The organism is Bacteroidota bacterium, from assembly GCA_039111535.1.
Classification (GTDB): Bacteria; Bacteroidota; Rhodothermia; order Rhodothermales; family JAHQVL01; genus JBCCIM01.
On the sequence record JBCCIM010000130.1, the window covers coordinates 1 to 19,550 of the forward strand.

General features: G+C 51.7%; 14 protein-coding genes. 8 read left to right on the forward strand and 6 right to left on the reverse strand.

The window, feature by feature from the left end; all coding sequences use genetic code 11:
* Positions 1-91 precede the first annotated feature (91 nt).
* The 3 genes from AAF564_17955 (at position 92) to rapA (ending at position 6,207) form a co-directional block, all read left to right on the forward strand.
* On the forward strand, positions 92-2,170 hold the full coding sequence (locus AAF564_17955) for a M3 family metallopeptidase (protein ID MEM8487441.1): 2,079 nt from the start codon (positions 92-94) through the stop codon (positions 2,168-2,170).
* Between the two features lie 291 nt (positions 2,171-2,461).
* Complete coding sequence (locus AAF564_17960) at positions 2,462-3,019, forward strand: hypothetical protein (protein ID MEM8487442.1); 558 nt, start codon at positions 2,462-2,464, stop codon at positions 3,017-3,019.
* Between the two features lie 326 nt (positions 3,020-3,345).
* The gene (gene rapA / locus AAF564_17965; protein MEM8487443.1) at positions 3,346-6,207 is read left to right on the forward strand and encodes an RNA polymerase-associated protein RapA; all 2,862 of its coding nucleotides are present in this window, start codon (positions 3,346-3,348) and stop codon (positions 6,205-6,207) included.
* A 28-nt stretch (positions 6,208-6,235) separates the two neighbouring features.
* Here rapA and AAF564_17970 read toward each other — a convergent pair whose 3' ends face one another.
* The 3 genes from AAF564_17970 to AAF564_17980 form a co-directional block, all read right to left on the reverse strand.
* Complete coding sequence (locus tag AAF564_17970; GenBank protein MEM8487444.1) at positions 6,236-6,961, reverse strand: 3'-5' exonuclease; 726 nt, start codon at positions 6,959-6,961, stop codon at positions 6,236-6,238.
* 2 nt (positions 6,962-6,963) lie between these two features.
* Entirely contained in the window at positions 6,964-8,505 is a 1,542-nt protein-coding gene (locus AAF564_17975) for an arylsulfatase (protein ID MEM8487445.1), read from the reverse strand.
* Between the two features lie 72 nt (positions 8,506-8,577).
* Positions 8,578-9,015 carry a DUF1801 domain-containing protein gene (locus tag AAF564_17980; protein MEM8487446.1) on the reverse strand — a complete coding sequence of 146 codons (438 nt, stop codon included), beginning with the start codon at positions 9,013-9,015 and terminating at the stop codon, positions 8,578-8,580.
* A 199-nt stretch (positions 9,016-9,214) separates the two neighbouring features.
* On the opposite strand from AAF564_17980, the gene AAF564_17985 reads away from it, so the two are divergent.
* From AAF564_17985 to AAF564_17995, 3 genes are all read left to right on the forward strand, one after another.
* Entirely contained in the window at positions 9,215-10,006 is a 792-nt protein-coding gene (locus tag AAF564_17985) for a DUF481 domain-containing protein (GenBank protein MEM8487447.1), read from the forward strand.
* A 192-nt stretch (positions 10,007-10,198) separates the two neighbouring features.
* Positions 10,199-11,509 (forward strand): hypothetical protein, encoded by a 1,311-nt coding sequence (locus AAF564_17990; GenBank protein MEM8487448.1) that lies wholly within the window; start codon positions 10,199-10,201, stop codon positions 11,507-11,509.
* Positions 11,510-11,628: 119 nt separating this feature from the next.
* Positions 11,629-13,299, forward strand: a complete 1,671-nt coding sequence (locus AAF564_17995; GenBank protein ID MEM8487449.1) for a serine hydrolase domain-containing protein — start codon at positions 11,629-11,631, stop codon at positions 13,297-13,299.
* Between the two features lie 127 nt (positions 13,300-13,426).
* Here the strand turns inward: AAF564_17995 and AAF564_18000 are convergent, their stop codons facing one another.
* Both AAF564_18000 and AAF564_18005 read right to left on the reverse strand, forming a co-directional pair.
* Positions 13,427-13,975 (reverse strand): hypothetical protein, encoded by a 549-nt coding sequence (locus AAF564_18000; GenBank protein ID MEM8487450.1) that lies wholly within the window; start codon positions 13,973-13,975, stop codon positions 13,427-13,429.
* 137 nt (positions 13,976-14,112) lie between these two features.
* Positions 14,113-14,502 (reverse strand): hypothetical protein, encoded by a 390-nt coding sequence (locus tag AAF564_18005; protein ID MEM8487451.1) that lies wholly within the window; start codon positions 14,500-14,502, stop codon positions 14,113-14,115.
* An 82-nt stretch (positions 14,503-14,584) separates the two neighbouring features.
* Between AAF564_18005 and AAF564_18010 the strand changes: the two genes are divergently transcribed.
* Positions 14,585-15,361 (forward strand): helix-turn-helix domain-containing protein, encoded by a 777-nt coding sequence (locus tag AAF564_18010; GenBank protein MEM8487452.1) that lies wholly within the window; start codon positions 14,585-14,587, stop codon positions 15,359-15,361.
* 10 nt (positions 15,362-15,371) lie between these two features.
* On the opposite strand, the gene AAF564_18015 is transcribed toward AAF564_18010, so the two are convergent.
* The gene (locus AAF564_18015; GenBank protein MEM8487453.1) at positions 15,372-18,215 is read right to left on the reverse strand and encodes a DUF5060 domain-containing protein; all 2,844 of its coding nucleotides are present in this window, start codon (positions 18,213-18,215) and stop codon (positions 15,372-15,374) included.
* A 275-nt stretch (positions 18,216-18,490) separates the two neighbouring features.
* Between AAF564_18015 and AAF564_18020 the strand changes: the two genes are divergently transcribed.
* Positions 18,491-18,964 (forward strand): MarR family transcriptional regulator, encoded by a 474-nt coding sequence (locus AAF564_18020; GenBank protein MEM8487454.1) that lies wholly within the window; start codon positions 18,491-18,493, stop codon positions 18,962-18,964.
* Positions 18,965-19,550: the final 586 nt, after the last annotated feature.

A 19,550-nucleotide genomic window follows, 5' to 3' on the forward strand; every position in this document is an offset into this window, starting at 1 on the left:
CAGTATAAAATATTTCATGCCAAGAAACCTCTCGGATATTAATCAATATCCAATCCTTTCCAATTCTAATGTATTGCCTCAAGTTCGCCCTATGGAAACCAGTCTATCCGGGAATCCCCTCCTTCACACCGAAGGCTTGCCACAGTTCAGCCAGATCAATCCGGAGCACGTTGTGCCGGCCGTTGAACACCTCATTGCTGAAATAACCCGACAGTTTGAGACGATTGAAAAAGAAGTAACGCCTACATGGGAAGGCGTTGTAACCGCACTCGAAGCCCTCGATGTGCCGTTTGAATACGCATGGGGCCCGATCAGCCATTTGCTCAGCGTAAAAAATCAGGATGAACTACGAACGGCGCACCAGGACGTCCTGCCAAAAGTTGTTGCACTTGGACTACGGATTAGCCAGAGCAGCGCTATTTACAAAGGCCTGGTAGCCCTACGCGAGAGTGAAGCGTGGGATACGCTGAATGAAGGACAACAGCGGGCAGTCTCTCTTAAAATCCGCGCGGCTGAGCACGCCGGCGTCGGACTCGAAGGCAAAGCCAAAGACCGCTTCGCGGAAATTGCCAAAGAACTCTCCCAACTGAGCACTGATTTCTCCAACCACGTCCTTGACGCAACCAAGGCGTTCGAGCTCCTTGTAACCGATCCTGCCCATACAGCAGGTTGGCCGCAGAGCTTGCGGCAGGTTGCCGCGCACTCGCATGCAATGGCGCAAGAAGGCGAGGCAACGCCCAACCCCGAAAATGGCCCATGGCGCATCACGCTTGATTACCCGAGCTTTGTACCCTTTATGCAGCATAGCCGGCAACGCGAACAACGCGAACAGGTGTACCGCGCGTTTATCACCCGGGCCTCCGCTGGTGAACTCGACAATGCCCCGTTGATCGACAAAATCCTCGCCCTCCGCAAAGAGAAAGCTGCACTGCTGGGCTATGATACGTTCGCAGACCTCAGCCTGGCGGCCAAAATGGCACCTGGTGTTGATGCAGTACGGGAAATGACCGCTTCTCTCACCGAAAAATCGCGTAGCCATGCGTTGCGTGAACACGAAGAACTGGAGACGTTTGCCAAGCAGTCTGGGCACGAATCATCGCTGGCCCACTGGGATGTTGCCTTCTGGAGCGAACGTTTGCGAGAAGAAAAGTTCGCTTTTACAGACGAAGAGCTGCGCCCCTATTTCCCGCTTGACCGGGTGAGAGACGGACTGTTCAAGCTCTGCACCTCTCTTTTTGGTGTAACGTTTGAAGAGGTAAACAACGAACCCTCAGTGTGGCACGACGATGTGCAATTCTACCGCGTGTTGTCTGAAGCCGGCGACCACATTGCCTCGTTCTACCTCGACCCCTTCTCAAGGCCTGCCGAGAAACGCGGCGGCGCATGGATGGACAGCTGTCTCGACCGTCGATGGCACAACGGCGCACTGCAGGTGCCTGTTGTACACCTATGCTGTAATGGTACGCCCCCTGTTGGTGACGTGCCCTCCTTGATGAGCTTCCGCGAGGTTGAAACGCTCTTCCACGAGTTTGGCCACGGCTTACAAGGGATGCTAACCACTGTAGATTACGCCAGTGTCGCCGGCATTAACGGCGTCGAATGGGATGCTGTGGAGCTTGCCAGCCAGTTTATGGAGAACTGGTGTTACCACAAGCCAACCCTTCTAGGCATGACCGCCCATTATGAAACAGGTGAACCTTTACCTGAAGCATTATTCGAAAAGATTTGCGCTGCACGGACCTACCGCGCCGGCTCTCAAATGGTACGGCAACTGCTCTTTGGCGCACTCGACATTGCACTGCACAGTACCTACACCCCTGATGGAAACGGGAATGTTTGGGCGGTATATCGTAAACTGGCCGGCGAAATCCTGGTCAAAATGCCCCTGCCGGAAGACCGCTTTCTGTGTAGCTTCTCGCACATTTTTGCCGGCGGGTATGCTGCCGGATACTACAGCTACAAATGGGCTGAAGTGCTCAGCGCAGATGCATTTGCAGCATTTGAAGAAGCTGGCCTTGACAACACAACCGCCATTGAGTCGCTCGGCCGCAAATACCGCGATACGGTTCTCGCCCAGGGCGGCAGCCGGCACCCGATGGATGTATACCAGGACTTCAGGGGCCGGGCGCCAAACACCGACGCCCTGCTTCGCCATGCCGGCCTTTCCTGACGGGTAAACTGACTTGTTCGCGATGAACTGCGCCTCCACCCCGGCGCAGTTCATCCAAAAGCGCCACCCGGAAGATCAAAAAGACTGCCGGCTCGCGTGGGGGCATGCCCTAGATTTGTGCCTCGCTATTTGCCCATTAATACGGCAGCCGTTTCCAGCGCTTACGCTACCTACACACCGTTTTTTCGACCAATAATCCTTCCTTTCGAAAAAAACTGGTAAAATTCGACCCTCATCCTTCGAGAAGCGCGCAAATGGAACGACTGGCATAATAATGCCCTTCCTAAACCAATGAACCAACTCGTTGGAGTGAATACAATAGACTTTTCTCCAAGGATGCCGGCTGTTGCCCCTCTCCAAGAAGGCACTGTCCAGTATGCCAGAGATCTCGCCTTCGACCCGGTAAACCGCCGCCTCGTCATGATCACGCCGGGGCGCGAGATTAAAACGTCTATCAATCTCCCCCCCAAAGACACGCTCCCACTGGAGTTTATCGCCCACCTTGAGTCTATTGCACCATCAACCGAACAATGGCTTGTTGTCGCCGTGGGCATGACCGATTACGAGGCGCTGCAGGAAGACCCCTACCAGTGTATTCCTTTCCTGGGCACCCTAGAAGGCTTTGTCCAACTCGGCCACGCCGTCATTTTGTTTGAAGGCCACCCCAATGCACTTGCCGAGGTATGTGAGAACGCCGACCTGCTGCTCGTTGACGAAATGATGATCCCGCACATGAAAGAAGACTGGCTCCAGGTCACGCTCAACGTCATGCGCAACGACTACATCATCCGTATCAACCGAAATGGCAGTGAAATTACAGGCGCAGAACGCATGCGCATGAAGGGCTAGCAAATCACCTCGCGCCAGAAGAATCTATCAATTGCTGCGCATTACGTAAGCGTTGAGGAAATACCCTGCTTTTTTGTCTTTTCGTGCTCCTGTTCTGCGGTATTACAGTGCTGGTAGTAACGCAATAGCATCCTTCTGTGGCAAAAAGGAGAAAATCAATCGACATTCAGCACTCGAAAATTGGCATTTAACGCAACCCATCAACTAACATCGCATCGCCCTCGTTCAATTCACACTTTAGCCCCGCCCACAAATGGAACTCTTGCCTACAACGTGAGGTCACAGGCCGCTGTTTACGTTGATGCTTATCAAACAAATCCGCCGGCATGGAGAATGAGTACGCTGTTGGTCAGCGCTGGATCAGTGAACCCGAACCCGACCTGGGCCTTGGTACGGTCGTTGAATTAAGCAAGGGCCGTGTACAGGTACTGTTCTCTGCATCAGGCGAAATGCGGATGTACGCTGCTGCCGGCGCCCCCCTCAAGCGTGTCCGTTTCAAAATTGGCGACACCATAACCACAGAGAGCAACGAACAGCTTACCATAGAGGACATTCAGGAAATGGACAACCTGATCACCTATGTAGGCAATGGCGTAAGCGTACCAGAAGCCAACCTCAGCGACGCGATAAGCTTCGATACAGCTGAAGACCGGCTACTTAGCGGTCAATTGGATGGCCTACGGGCATTCGACCTGCGTTATCGCACCCACGTACTGCGCCACCACCAGCGCTCAAGCGCCGTCCGCGGCTTCATCGGCGGTCGCATCGATCTCATCCCGCACCAACTCTACATTGCCCATGAAGTGAGCAGCCGGCATGCACCACGCGTACTGCTCTCCGACGAAGTGGGACTGGGTAAAACCATCGAAGCCTGCCTGATCATTCACCGCATGCTGCGAAGCAGCCAGGCCTCCCGCGTGCTCATCGTTGTCCCTGAATCGCTTGTACACCAGTGGTTTGTTGAGTTACTTCGCCGCTTCAACCTTTGGGTTAACATTTACGATGAAGAGCGTTGCGTAGCAGTGGCACCCGGTGCACCTGATAACAATCCGTTTTTAGATGACCAGCTCATCTTATGCAGTCTCTACTTTCTGAATAACGCCCCCAAACGCGCCGCCCAGGCCCGCGCTGCTGGCTGGGATGTGCTGGTAGTTGATGAAGCACATCATCTTGCATGGTCGGTTGAAGAAGCGAGTCCTGCCTACCAGCTTATTGATGCCCTGAGTCAGGGGGCACAAGGCTTGCTCTTGCTCACAGCTACGCCAGAACAGCTCGGCGTTGAGAGCCACTTTGGCCGGCTCCGGTTGCTCGACCCCGACCGCTACAACGATTTCAAAGCCTTCCAGAAAGCAGCTGATACGTACCGTGATATCGCCACAGTTGTCGAAAAGGTGATTGCAGAACAACCGTTGACAAAAGCTGAGCAGACTTACGTACTGCAGCGGTTTAAAGACGCGCCTGATCACATGGCAGAACAATTGGCGTCGCCGTTGTCTGGACAAGCCAAACAAGCCTTTGTGGAAGAATTACTCGACCTTCACGGGCCAGGACGGGTATTGCTGCGCAACACACGCGCAAACATGACGGGCTTTCCGAGCCGACTTCCCAAACTCATTTCACTCCCCCTCCCCAAAGGTGAAGCGCCTTATATGGAGCGCATGAAACGCGAGTTTGCTTATGACACCGGACTTAGCGAAAGCGAGCCACGGTATGTCTTCGCAGACGACGCGCGGCTCAGCTGGCTTATTGCCTTTCTGAAAGAACAGGCTGAAGAAAAGGTATTGCTGATTTGCCGGACGAAGAAAAAAGCACTGGCCCTACACGAAGCGCTACGCAAACAAGTCAACATCAGCGCCGGCATTTTTCATGAGGACCTTACATTGGTCCAGCGGGACCGGAACGCGGCCTGGTTCGCAGAAGCAGACGGCGCGCGGCTTCTGATTTGCTCTGAAATTGGTAGCGAAGGGCGTAATTTCCAGTTTGCACACCATCTCGTTTTGTTTGATCTACCGATCAATCCAGAGTTGCTTGAACAGCGTATTGGCCGGCTAGACCGCATTGGCCAGAAGGCTGATATCCACATCCACATCCCTTTCCTCGCCGGCAGTCCACAGAACTACACAGCCCGCTGGTACCATGAAGGGCTGCAAGCTTTTGAAAGAAATTTGTCCGGCACCAATGATACACTGGTTGCACTTGCAGCCGAAATCAGGACGCTCGCTCACAAATCGGCCGGCAAGTCAGACAAAGACATCCTTGCACAACTCGACCAGCGCATCCTGGATACCCGCAAAGCCCATCTGGCCCTCAAAAAGAGCCTGCAAGACGGCCGCGATCGCCTGATTGAATTGAATTCATTCCGGCCAGATACCGCGCAGCACCTGATTGCCGACATTGAGCAGGAAGATCAGGATGTTACCCTCGAAAACTACATGCTCGAGATTCTTGAATCAGTTGGCGTGCAGGTTGAAGAACACGCACCGCGTACCTATTACCTGAATCCGCAGCGTATCACGATCGAGGCATTTCCCGAAATACCGGATGACGGCATCACCGTGACATTCGACAGGCAGCGCGCCCTTGTGCGGGAAGAAATTCAATTCCTCAGTTGGGACCACCCCATGGTTACCGGTGCGCTAGATGTGATGCTTGGCGTTGAAAAAGGCAACAGCAGCTATGGCATCCTCGTTGATGAGGAAGAATCGGACATGCTTATCGAGGCAGTCTTTGTCCTCGAACCTGTAGCCAAAGAAGCGGCTGCTGTGGATCGGTTTCTACCGGCTACCCCGATCCGGGTGGTTGTCAATCGGATGGGAGAAGATCTTTCGGATGTGCATACGCCGGCCTTGTTCGAGCAACTGCTCAGGAAGGGTAAACCCGACCGGCTCCTCGATAACAACCGTGTTACACAGGACCTCATTCCATCCATGCTCGATGCCGCGCAAGCTGTTGCCAATGCACACGCAACGGCGATTAAATCGGCCAAACGTGAGGCCATGCAAACCCAGTTGGCTACAGAAATCAACCGGCTGCGGTATCTCCAGCACATGAACAGTAATGTGCGTCCGGATGAAATTGAACTTGCGCAGCATCAGTTACTGGCCTTCGGCGAAGCCATCGAACACGCTCGCCTCCGCCTCGACGCCCTCCGCCTGATCTGGCAAGGGCCGGCAGCGTTGGTTGGATGATGCGTGTGCTATCGGCACGCCTCCCTCCTTACGACAAAATTCGTGCGACCTCCATGCCCAGGTTTTCGCGCATCCAACTGATGTATTCGGGGTCTACCTGGCGGATGTAAGACAGTGCCTTGCCGCGGTATTTACCAAAGTTGATGAGAATCTGATCACCCTCCTGTTTGAGCCGGCGCCCGCCGTCGAGGTAAGGATACCTGATTTCCTGCTGAATCTCCGCCACAGAACCAGACAGGCCATACTTTCGAATTTGGGCGCGAAGCACGTTCATTGTTGTCTCTGTGTCCTCCATCGACCGATGCCCTTCGCCCGGCTCTTCATCCATGTAAAACCGGTGTGCCCATGACAACGTACGTACTTCGTGCTTCTTGAGGATTTCGAGGGGATCAACAACAGAGCGATTGGCAGGCCCTGGCAACGGCGTGCTGCAGCGCTTGAACTCCGACTCAAGCATTGGGATATCGAAGTTGATCACGTTGTAGCCGGCAAGATCAGCGTCTTTCATGAGCTTCTGCAACGCAGGGATCAATTCCTGAAAAGTAGGCGCATCAGCCACCATTTCATTGGTGATGCCCGTGAGCTGTGTTACCTCAGCAGGAATCGGCCGCTCCGGGTTGATGAACGACTCAAACCGTTCCTGCGTTTTGTCGGGAAACGCCTTGATGCCGGCGAACTCGATTACGCGGTCGCGATCAGTATCGAGGCCCGTCGTTTCAAGGTCAAAAAATAAAAGCGGTCGCTCCAGGCGCATAATTATCTCGGTTGGGTTGATGGCCCTTTCGCGAGCCCTTCTGCATGGGAAAGCGCCGTTGCACGAGCAGCCCACGCATCATACATGGCAGCCATTCTGGCTACCCGGTCAGGTTCACGTTCAACGAGGTTTACCAGTTCCGTCCGGTCTTCTACAACATTGTAGAGCTCCCAATCCTTCGACCGCTCCGCGACCAGTTTCCATGGCCCTTCCCGCACAGCCCGATTGCCCCAAAACTCCCAGTAAATCGGGGGACGTTCTTCAACAGCCTCTCCCTTAAATACGCCGGCCAAACTTACGCCCTCCATCGGCAAAACCTGGTTTCCATCATACGTATCTGGATACGCGGCATCCGCTACATCCAGTAAAGTAGGCATCATATCGACCAGGTGCCCAACCTGATTGGAACGGGTGCCCGGTGTAGCAATCCCGTTGGGCCAATGGACTATAAACGGCGTCGCTATTCCCCCTTCGTGGCTATACTGCTTGTAAAGCCGGAACGGTGTGTTGCTAGCATTGGCCCATTCGCTGTTATAAGACCGGTAGCTGTCACGCGGGCCTGCGTCGACGTCTGGTGTGTGATCAAACTTGTACGGGCAACCACCATTATCAGACAAAAAGATGACGAGGGTGTTGTCTGCCACACCTTTGGCTTCGAGGTGCGTCATGAGCCGTCCAATATTTTGATCCAACCGATCAACCATTGCGGCGTAAACAGCCATCAGATAGGCTTCTGCTTCCTGTTCTTCTTCTGACAACGTATCCCAGGCCGGCACATAACTGTCGCGCGGCGTCAACGGCCATGAAGCATCGATAAGGCCCATGTCCATCATCCGCGTATAGCGCGCATCGCGTAGCGCATCCCAGCCTTCGTTGTACCGCCCTTCATACTTCTTGATGTCTTCTGGTAGTGCATGCAAGGGAAAATGCGGTGCGTTATGTGCCAGGTACAGAAAAAACGGATCAGGCTTTTCTAGTGCTTCGTCGATAAAATCTAGTGCATAATCTGTAAAGGCATCAGTGGTATAAAATCCGGTTTCCGGTACTTCAAACACCTCTTTACCCAAACGCATCGGATTCTCATCCCCTTGCCACTGATAACCGGTAAAGAAGTTAACGGCTCCTACCAAAAAGCCAAAGTATCGGTCAAATCCACGCTCAACCGGATTGTCGGGCAAATGCCACTTGCCCGACATCATCGTCGAATAGCCGGCATCTTTTAGCGCCTCAGCCAGTGTGACATGATTCGGAATACTGAAGTTTTGGGACTGATGATGGTATACCCCACTGAGCAGCGCAGCACGGGATTCAGTGCACTTGGCATTGTTGTAGAACTGTGTAAACTGGATACCTTCTGTTGCCAGCCTGTCGAGGTGTGGCGTTTCAATTTCACCACCATAAGCCCCGAGGTCGGAATACCCAAGATCGTCTGCCATAATGAGGACAATGTTGGGGCGAATTTCAGATTGATGATCCGAGGGATTACAGGCTAAAGCGGCAAGCAATAGTAAACATGCCGATAGCGCGATTTTATTTGTGTGCATGACAGGGGGGAGTTTATTGCCAATATCGGACAACTTAGCGCTCGCCCGGCATTCTGGCAACCCTGCCGGCGTTCATCCCTGGCGTCGCTGCTTTTTGTCGAGGTGGTACGTCAGGGCCATAGCAATACAATGCCTCACAGCATCCGTTTTCAACGGTGCATTCAAACTAAACACCACGCTGCGGTTGCCTTCAAATTCGAGTACGTCTGCATACATTTCGCGAAAGGTGCTGACCAGGGTCGTCTGGCAATTGAAATACATGGCATAGTGCCCCGGCGCACGGGACTTCCAATCGATCCGGATGGTGCTGCCGCTTTTTGTCTTTGAGGTGAGGTAACTGGGCTCTCCCCACTTCAGCGTTTCTTCCAACTCACCAACTTCATCCATGCCGGCCGCAGTGTCCAGAATAAGCTGTCGAAGCTGTAGCATTTTGGGTTGGACATCCTGTGGGTATTGATCAAATACCGCTTGTACGTTGGGCTGCTGAAATTCAGCGTTGGGTTGTGTCATCTGTTTTCTTGCTTGCTCTGATTGCGCCGGCCTTATGCATCAACAATATCTGCTCCCTGTGACAGCATATCGTCATGGGTGAATTTGCGCCGGATTTGTACGCCAGATCCCCCTACAGGTTGTGCGGTTTAGCTATCCATTGTAGTTTACGATACTGTAAACTTGAAGCAATCTAATCTTAACCAGACCCACTGCTTTCGTGCGTGTAGTATTTCACCGCAGCAGTTATACACTTCTAGGTATACTTGCTGGCTTTCTTTTCTTCGCCACTGTCAGTCCCGTTGCTGCTCAGATCAACATAGAAAAAACACGGGTGGAAGACCCCGAAGGCCTTTCGCTAGCCGTTGCCACAACATTTTCATTCCGCAGCGGCAACGTAACCCGCTATGACGTAAGCAGCAGCGCCCGGGTGGATCACAAAAGAGACAAGAACCACATTTTCTTGCTCGGCAATGTTGGCTACGGAGAATCGCGTGGTACTACGTACAAGAATCGCGCGTTTGCACACCTGCGCTTCATGCACGATGCGTCGCCGTTTGTTACCACAGAACTTTTTGGCCAGGTTGAAAATGACGCGTTTACACGGTTACAGCTGCGTGTGCTTGCCGGCATTGGTATCAGAATTCCTTACGTGAAACGAGAAAATATTGCTATTTATCAGGGCACAAGCTTTATGTTTGAGCACGAGTCGCTCGACCCCGACAACGTAGGCGACCATTTGGCGGAAATCACAACCAACCGCTGGAATAACTACATCAACATTCGCCTCAAGCTCAACGATAAGGTTGCGTTCTTCAATACCGGCTATGCCCAGCCGCGCTTTGATGATTTTGGGGATATCAGAATTTTGCTGGATAGCGGGCTGCAAATTGAGCTCTCCTCTCGTTTCTCGTTTTTCACGAGCTTAAATCTGCGTTATGACAGCCGGCCACCAGGGACGCTAAAGTCACTCGACATCGACATGCGCAACGGGCTCAAGTTTGATATTTGATGCTGTATAATATCCCAAGTTGCGTGGTATCCAAAATACGCCATCCTTTCGGCTAAGACTGCCCAACGCATCACTGAAAGAATTTTTCTTCAGTAGATGAGACTAAACACGCTTGGCTTTATATTCTCCCACGAGGTACACACCGCTTGCCTCCAGACTGCCCCAATACTGCATTCAACCACACGACCCCGGATGAGCCATTTCGTTAAGAGCATAGGAAGTACCACAAAAACAGTTTGTTTAACTTCACTCTTATGGCTCGGCACGGCTGCTAACCTTGCTATCGCCCAGCAGACCGAGACGGACACACCTGCACGAGTCGCCCTTTTTCTCGACTGCGGTTTCTGTGACGGGACGTTTATACGACAAGAGACACCCTACCTGGATCACGTCCTCGACCGTGAAGTCGCCGACATCCACGTTCTCGTTACGCGGGAACGCACAGGCGCCGGCGGCGAGGTACAGACCCTGGACGTCATCGGCTTGCGTCAATTTGAAGACACGGATTTCACGACCTTCTTCACGATACCCGTCAACGCCACCGAGGACGAAGAGCGCAATGCGTTCCTCCAGACCCTCGAAGCCACGCTCGTCCCGTACTTGATGCAAACGCCGTTGCGCGACCAATTGCGCGTGGAAATTACACAAGAAAACGAAGGTACTGTTGAGCAAACCCAGCCAACAGACGACCCATGGAATCTTTGGACAATCACACTTTATGCCGACGGTAGCGCGGATTATGAATCCCAACAACGCTCCTTCGACTCCAGGTATGGCGTGTTTATTAGCCGCGTGACCGAAGCGTGGAAGCTTCAATTCCGGCCGTTCTTCAACTACAACTACGACCAGTTTGAGCGTGGTGACGAAACAATTACGAGCTCAGCGCGGCGCGACGGCTTCACCAGCTATGCAATTAAGAGCATCTCACCGCACTGGTCTGTTGGCGCTTACGCAGACGCCCTCACCTCGACGTTCTCCAACATAGACTGGCGCTACCGCTTCATGGGTGCTGTAGAGTGGAGCCTTTTCCCCTATCGCGAGGCAAATCGGCGCCAGTTGACGGTCGCCTACCGTATAGGCGCGTCACACCTCATCTATCGAGAGACAACGATTTACGAGAAGCTCGAAGAATTTCTCCCACAGCACCTGCTCAACGCAGGATATGAAGTTGTTCAGCCATGGGGAGAGATCGAGATCGGCGTCAATGCATCCCAGTACTTGCACGACCTTTCGCGCCATAGTCTTGAGTTCGATGCAGCGTTCGAAATTCGCATCACAAGAGGGCTTTCCGTTGAGATTGGTGGCTTTCTCGAACTCATCCATGACCAGATCAATCTCCCCATAGGCGACGCGGACCTGGAGGAGGTACTTCTGCGGCGAAGACAGCTCGAGACAAACTTCGAATCCGGATTCGGCTTTGGGTTGCGCTATCGCTTCGGCTCCCTCCTCAACAACGTTGTTAACCCGCGTTTTGATGGCGTCGGCAGCAGGGATCGGTTCTAAGTTGCGGGCACGCTTTCCTGTAACCTTTTAAAGATGTTACTCGTCACGAGGGATTCAGCACAGACTGCTGAAGGCTGCTGTGTTAAAATGCCCCCTCCCAAGCGATGACCGTGAAAGCTATGCCCGTACCGCACGTTTCAATCAGAGCCTTGTGCTTTTTTCTCACCCTAACCCTAGTTCCCCATTTAGCCACAGCACAGTCTTCTGAGCCAACAACAGATCAGGTTGACGCGTTGTTTGCGCAGTGGGATCATGCAGAATCACCCGGTGCAGCGATTGCCATTGTTCAAGATGGCGAGGTGCGCTACAAAAAGGGCTACGGCATGGCAAACCTGGAACACGGCATTCCGAACACCTCATCAACGATTTTCGATATTGCTTCCGTGTCCAAGCAATTTGGTGCCATGGCAATCGCCATGCTGGCTGAAGCCGGCACCATAGCATTAGACGACGAGATACACACCCATATCCCAGAAGTCCCCGACTTCGGCAACCCAATCACCCTTCGCCATCTCGTTCACCACACCAGTGGCTTGCGCGATTGGCCCGGTACGCTGTCTATGGCCGGCTGGCAGATGGACGACATCATCACCTTCGACCAGATCCTGCGGATGGTATGGAAGCAGCAGGCTTTGAATTTTGAGCCGGGTGCTGAATACTCCTATTCGAATACAGGCTACAACCTGCTTGCAGAGACCGTCGCCCGCGTCACAGACCAATCTTTTCCCGAATGGATGGATGCGCATGTGTTTACACCACTCGAAATGAACCACAGCCACTTTCACGATGACCACCAGATGATTGTCGAGAATAGAGCGCAGGGGTATCGTAAAGCAGGAAGTCAGTACAAAATGGTGCCGAACGGGTTAACAGCCCTCGCATCGAGTTCGCTGTTTACGAGTGTTGATGACCTGATCAAATGGGTACAGAACTTTGAGACCAAAACCGTCGGCGGGCCGGCGGTGATGTCGCAGATGCACGAACAAGGCGTTCTCAACGATGGAAAAGAAATTGCCTATGCGTTTGGCAACTCGATCGGGTCATACAGAGGGCTTGCGCAGGTGACCCACTCTGGTGGCTGGGCGGCGTTTAATACCTATCTTGTCCGCTTTCCAGAAGAACGTTTTTCCGTGATTGTGTTGAGCAATGCCGGCGACCTGAACGCACGCCGGCGCGCGTATGAAATTGTAGATCTCTACCTGAAAGACCGGTTCATTCCGGAAGAACCAACAAGCAACGAGGAGGTCACATCAATAACATTGACTGAGTCCCAACTCGATCGCTTTGTGGGAAACTACAAACTCGGTCCGGGCTGGTATGTGAACATTTTCAGAGCAGGCAATACCCTCAAAACACAGGCAACCAATGAGTCAGCCTTTGACATGACGCCCGTGTCAGCTACAAAATTCTGGGTCCAGGCGTACGGATCCCACATCGACTTTAAAGGCCCCGATTCAGCCCCCGCTACCTATTTTGATTACAGACAATACCAGGCACCGCGCGTGAGCGCTGTAATCGCACAGGAGGATGTTAGGGTGGATGCATATCTGGGCACCTACTACAGTGAAGAACTGGAAACAACCTACACTGCTGCAATCTACGAAGGCAAGCTGATCTTTCAACACCTGCGCCACGGCACCATAGCGCTCTCCCCGCTCATCGAGGATGTATTTAAAAGCAATCGCTGGTTTATGCGTGAAGTCGAATTTGTGCGAAATGCCTCAGGAGAGATTACAGGATTCCTCGCCTCGGATAGCCGCTCACGCAATGTTTTATTCAGCAAATTCTGACATGGGGTTGATGATTTACGGCTTTTGTGCGTGATTTCGTAAACCCCGATATATTGCGAAATAGGTTATACTTCTACCCTCTTATGTCCTTCAAAAGTCCAGTTCGTGGTTCGCCTGCTGATAAAATCTAGTCAGTTTTCGTTACTACTGAATCCTGAACTTTTTTCATCATGCTTCCATTCACACTCTGATACTGCTCAACCTTGAACGTATCACCTTCTGGGGTTTTGACCATTTGATCGAAAGATTTTCGCTCTGGCATGATAAACTCCGCCTGCATTACCCAGCTTTTGCCATGCTTGATCAAGTTGCCTGTTACTGGTTGCGTTCCAAATCCTCTCCCAATAAATGCAGCAACAACATAATTTTTGTTAAGCGTATCGTAACTGTATACTTCTCTCTGATAAAGATCATCTGGGGCATTGGGTAAAAAGAAATCACATTCAATTATGGTTTTCCCAAATAACCAATCACAATCCATTATAAAGTGAAGCGGAGATCTTTCAGATGGGTCGTTGGGAAACCATTCACCTTTCCAATCCCATTTTCCGATCATCCACTCCAGCTCTGCCATTTCTTCTGTGGTAGGAAAGGCATTTGAATCTTGAGCAACTGAGTTCAAAGGAAAATTTATCGTTACGAACAAAAAGAGGGTTACAAATAAACGAGCCTTCACGTCTTTATAGCAGAATGATGGTACAAACTACGGCAGGTATGAGAAACTACCGAGTGTTGTTATGGAGATGCAATCACAGAAAAGCGCCATTTTTTTAGCCGTATTCCCCCCATCTTATCCCGTAGCATTGATCGTGCCTACAAAACGCTCATAAAAGCAGCTGCCGTCGGTATAGCAGCTGCAATAAACAGGATGGTTCGCTGGGGCGTTCGGTCGAGTACGTAAAGCAGAATGTCAAGTCCCTGGCGAATGAGCACGCTCAGTAGTCCAACCTGGAAAAGCACCTGGTCACCCAGGATAAGCGCTGCCCACAGGCATATGCCCGTGACAATCTGTCGCGCCCCCCAGCCACGCACGTTTGGTGCGGTGACAATCTCTTCCGAATTGATGGGCTTGAAGTTTTCGGTACGTACGAGCAAAGACAGCCCCTTATTGGCAAACAAGGCTGCGGCACCGGTAAGCAGCGTGGCAATCGCGAAAAGGCCTGTAATAGCAAGTGCAAGGAGTGAAGGGACAAAAGGATCCATGAGTATGATGCTTGGCGTGGAACGAATACTTTCCGTATTCTAACGTGAAGAAGTAATAACCACAATTCCCTTGGAGGGAATAATGGCTACTCAGTCTTTTGGCTCCGCGCTCAAGTCCATCCGGCAAGATCTAGGACTCTCACAAGAAGCGCTAGCTCACGTTATAGGAACTACCCAGCGTCACTTGTCCTTCCTAGAAACAGGACGCTCAACCCCGTCACGGTCTATGATCGCCAGAATCGTCACCTCTGTGCGCCTCCCCAGCGCTAATCGTGCATTACTCTTCGACGCAGCTGGCTTCCGAAGTCCATATCCACAACGTGAACTCGACGACGCTGAAGTCCAGGGCACGCTAGACCTCATCACGAGCCAGCTCCTTCGGCATTGGCCATTTCCAGGGTTTGTAGTCGACAAGGACTGGAATTTTCTGAGAGCCAATGCGCCAGGGCAGCGTATGATTAACATGTTCGACGGTGTAAGCAACATGCACACGCTATTTTTGTCACCGAAATTTCAACCCCTCGTCACAAACTGGGAGGCAGCAAGTGCGAGCTTCTATACGCGCATTCAGGAGGTAGCGCAACGGTCGAAACCCGTACGAGACGCCCTGGAGGCTGCGATTAGACTCGGCCGGTTCGAGCACGTACCCCAATTTCTAGCTGGTAATGAGGATGTCCCGATATATGTACCCATTATCGTCCAGATCGCAGATCAACCGCCACTGCGGTTCACATCGCTCCATGGCCGGCTGGTCTCAGTGCACGATGCAATAGCCGAGAATTTTGAAGTGGAGTTAATGGTCCCGCTCGATGCGAACTCTGAGGTACCCATGCACGTTTTATTCGGAAATGAGAAATAGCATTAGCTCCCTAACTATCTTGATTTTTTTTCACCAGGATCACCCAATCTTGATTCGATGGATATGAACCCGGCGGCGGGCTACCCAATGAACGCATAGCACCTCCCTGGATCGTTGTAACCGTACCCTCGCGCAATTCTCCCCCTGTAAGAGGGTTATACCATTGCAGACTGAAGCCGCCTTCTGCTGCGCGTAAATCGATTGTGTGCTCAGCAGCGTCTGCCAAGTAGATGGCATAGACTTCACCTCTTTTACCTAAACAATAGGCATCTGTAGCGCTCACAATGTTGTGCATTGGCTGCATCTCCCAGTATGGCAGATTGGCATTAAAAAACGTCAATGCATAATCCGTCAACTCCCAAAGCCGCGCCCGCCGGCGCCAGTCTTCAGACGTCAGGTCGTTGTGAAGGTTATTTGCACCGAAATACCACTCCACACCCGCTGCCCCCGAAAGCAATGTGCCCCATAAAACGTATTGCCTAAGCGAGTCGTGATCAGGATCCAGAGAATCGGGCAACGCTCCCGTGTGCCACATCCCGATCTCATCCATCGACACGAGCCATTCATGCCCCGCGTTGCGCGCATTCTCTCGCCAGGTCTCAACCACGGTAGCTGCCCCTTCCCTCTTATCAACCTGCAGCGACAAACCATCAAGGTCTTCAAAACCTAGTATCTGAGAAAGGATGTTGCTTCTCTCCGGGTCGTGGGAATGCGTATGCAAAAGCACCGGGTGATTGTAGGGATCAGCTTGCTTGATGAAACTCGCCATGTCACGGCGTTGCCGATCGTTTTGGGCATTTGGCGTCCAGGAAGCCGGCCCGTTTTCTTCTCCAATATTCCATTTCAGCGCCAAATGGTGGCCAAACCGGGCAATCAATTCACGCAAGTATAGCTGCCGCATGGGTCCCGTATCGCCGCCATCCAACATTAACTCATTCTCTGTCTCCTGCAGTACAACATGGAGCAAGATTCCTTTGGCTTGCATGTGCTGAAAGACAACTTCCCACTGCGCCAGTTTACTAACGTCAAAACGCGTAAAATCATCGGGTGTGCGATAGGGCCACACATCTTTACCATCACCCTCGATATTCATCACGATGAAATACACGGCATTCATACCCGTTGACGCGAGGTAATTAACAGCACCGATCAGCGATTTACCTTTCTCTCCTTGCCAGGTAGGATCTCCTGATTTCCAGTCTTCCAGGTGAGGTGCATATGCGTGGATTTGATCGGTTGTACTGGCCTCGCCTTCATCAGCGGATGCGCTTAAACGATATGTCCCATCAAAATCCTCGTAGGCCAGCAGGTTTTCTGGACTGTCAGCGCCACCTTTTAGCCAGTATTCACCCGAATGCCGAAATCGAAAAAATCCCTCATGCGCTTCCAAACGCCCATGATTTCGAAAGTCTACGCCGTCTTTGTCGGAAGGTACGACGACGAAGCTGCCTTCAGCTCCAGGTAAATCAACAGCAGTGCCTTCAGTCAGGTTGTCGCTCAAGGCTATGTTATCGCCCTGGTGCAGCCGCGCTACATAACGCCACGACCCAACACGGTCTGGTGTAAATCTGACTTGCCAGACGTTACCGGCATCAGCACCTGTTTCAGCTGCATTTCCATCAGCTGCGTAAAAACCGCGGATGGTGTACTGCGTCTCCTCATGGATATAGTCTACGCTCAGGCGATAATTAAGAAAAGGATTATCCGCAGCATCCTCAGCCGTCTGTGCTCCGCTGAATGGAAGAGTGACCGTGTGCCACTGCTGGAATACGGGGATCCGATCCAATGCGTCAGCTTCCGTGACAGGATTTGCGTTCGGTAATTTCAGGCGCTCAATTGAGGTAAGCTCAGGACCTCCACCACGATTACCACTGCCAGATGCTTTATAGACGTAGTCATCGATAACGGCAAAACCTGATCCGTGCCGGCCGCGCTCCAGCGCCGGCCAGGTGCGCCATGTCCCTTTTTCAACGTTGTATGCCTCCACTTCTAAATGCGCAGCCTCTTGCGTCATACTCTCCCCGCCCCCAATAACAATTTCGTTTTGCCAGGCAAAAGCCGCATTCCCCGCTCGCAGTGTAGGCAACGCAAGATTTTTAGTCACCGGCAGCCATTCCCCGCGTTCAAAGTCGTATACATTGCCATACTCCACCGTTAACGACATGTCTTCTCCGGTCCGCCTCGAAGAGGTACGCCCGGCAAAGGCATACAACCTGTTGTTTGCAACGGCAACTTGAAAGTGATCGCGTGCATTTGGTGCATCGGGCAATGTGCGCCACACCCCCGTTTCCGGATCATACTCGTCAAACCAGGGACGATACCCATCCATGTGTCCGTTGGTAATACCACCAACCAGATAGATTTTGCCATTGTGATAAGCTACGCCGGCGCCGCCACGCTGCCGATGCGCAGGAATTGGATGCCCGTACGCATATTCGTCCCGTTCTGGATAATAAATGATGACACGATCGAGTGGTTTTTCCATCGGCCAACCACCTGTCATCGCACCCATCAAATAAATGGCGTCATCGACAACAATAGGCTGGAAATGATGCAATTCGATTGGTGGAGGCGATTTCTCTGTCCAGGTATTAGACCTGGGATCAAATTCATCCGTAGGGTTGATCCGGCGCCCACCGATTAAGTAGAGTTTATCTTTATAAGCAACAAAGCCGGCTTCATGCCGAGCCGTTGGTTCGCCAACCGCATCGATTGTTTCCCATGCCCAGCCATCTTGCGCTGCCACGGTTGTGCTCTGCAACAGCATGAAACACACACACGCGGCAATCCATACACTGCCAAACGAAAGAATGGAGGACGTAATGGTATCACTATTGGGCTGCCTGTTTCTCATGACCAAGGATATCACCAGATTGTCGAATTTAATTTATAGGTTATGGCGCACGGTGGGATACGCGCCTCAAGTACTTTATGGGGTTAAATCAAAACCGCGACGGTCTTTGATCGGTGGATTATCGCGCTCAACTCCTCCGCTTATGCAGTTACCAGACTACTATAATTCTTATCTGGTGGCACAAATATGGTGTAGTGAGAAACCCCGAACCATAAAATACTTTATATATAAACTATTCATTAGTACACTATCTTGCAAGTGCATGCTGATTGACCATGAGTAAACTGCAGAAAGACTTAAAAAAATCGAAACCGTTTGAGCTTCAGCACCAGGAGGTAATCATCAGCATACTGCGAACCAACGAGCTGTTTCAGTACCGCTTCGGTCAGCTCTTCCGCAAATTTGGCCTGTCACAACCCCAGTACAACATATTGCGGATTCTTCGCGGTGCCGGCGAGCAACTCCCTTCTCTAGAAATTGCCAGCCGCATGATTAATGTTGTCCCGTCGATTACCAACCTGATCGACAAACTGGAGCGCAAAGGCCTGGTGCAGCGTGAGCGGAGCGAAAAAGACCGGCGTGTATGGTTTGTTGGCCTCACGGCAGAGGGCCTGGCCTTAACAAATGAAATGGATGAATCTAACCTGAATATGCATATAGAGCTTGTAGGGCATCTGAGTGAACAAGAGCGCACCCAATTACTAGAGCTGCTGGAAAAGGCACGGCAATCCGTAAATCTGGGAGAATAGTGGCTCCTGATACATACCGCATGCCCTCTCCTTGCTTATCGAGCGATGTAATCAAAGTTGAAGCCAGACGGCATTTGGGTAACAAATCGGAAATTGAACCACTTTTTTTGTAGTTCTCAGCACCAAGAACTGCATTTGTGAGCTCTATAGAAAGATTTTGAGCCCGTTTCGTTTATGCCGCTGCAAAGCGAAATTGCTGCCTGGTTCTGTTATTCCTAGCTGGTCTCTCCCTTTCCCGATCTTGTATTTCGCACTTCGCCTCACGAACGGATGTCCATTTACTCAAATGCACACGAGTTGGAATTACTTAAATGTCAAATCACCAAATATCCAATGCCATCCAATGTAAAGCATTAACGCAAACGATATTAACGACCAGAAAAAAACAAAAAGGCCTGCTTATAAGAGGTCTCTTTTTCCAATACAGCTCTTTCTGGATTGTCAGGGTCTTAATAGCAGATAGTTTCTAACCCCAAAGGATATCGCCCAACTATCTCAGAGGCAGCTGCCCAGGTGTATCCCAGTTCCGTACCAAACGAGACCTTATTAGATTCGTAGTTTTTCCCATCAATTTTGTACTTATAAG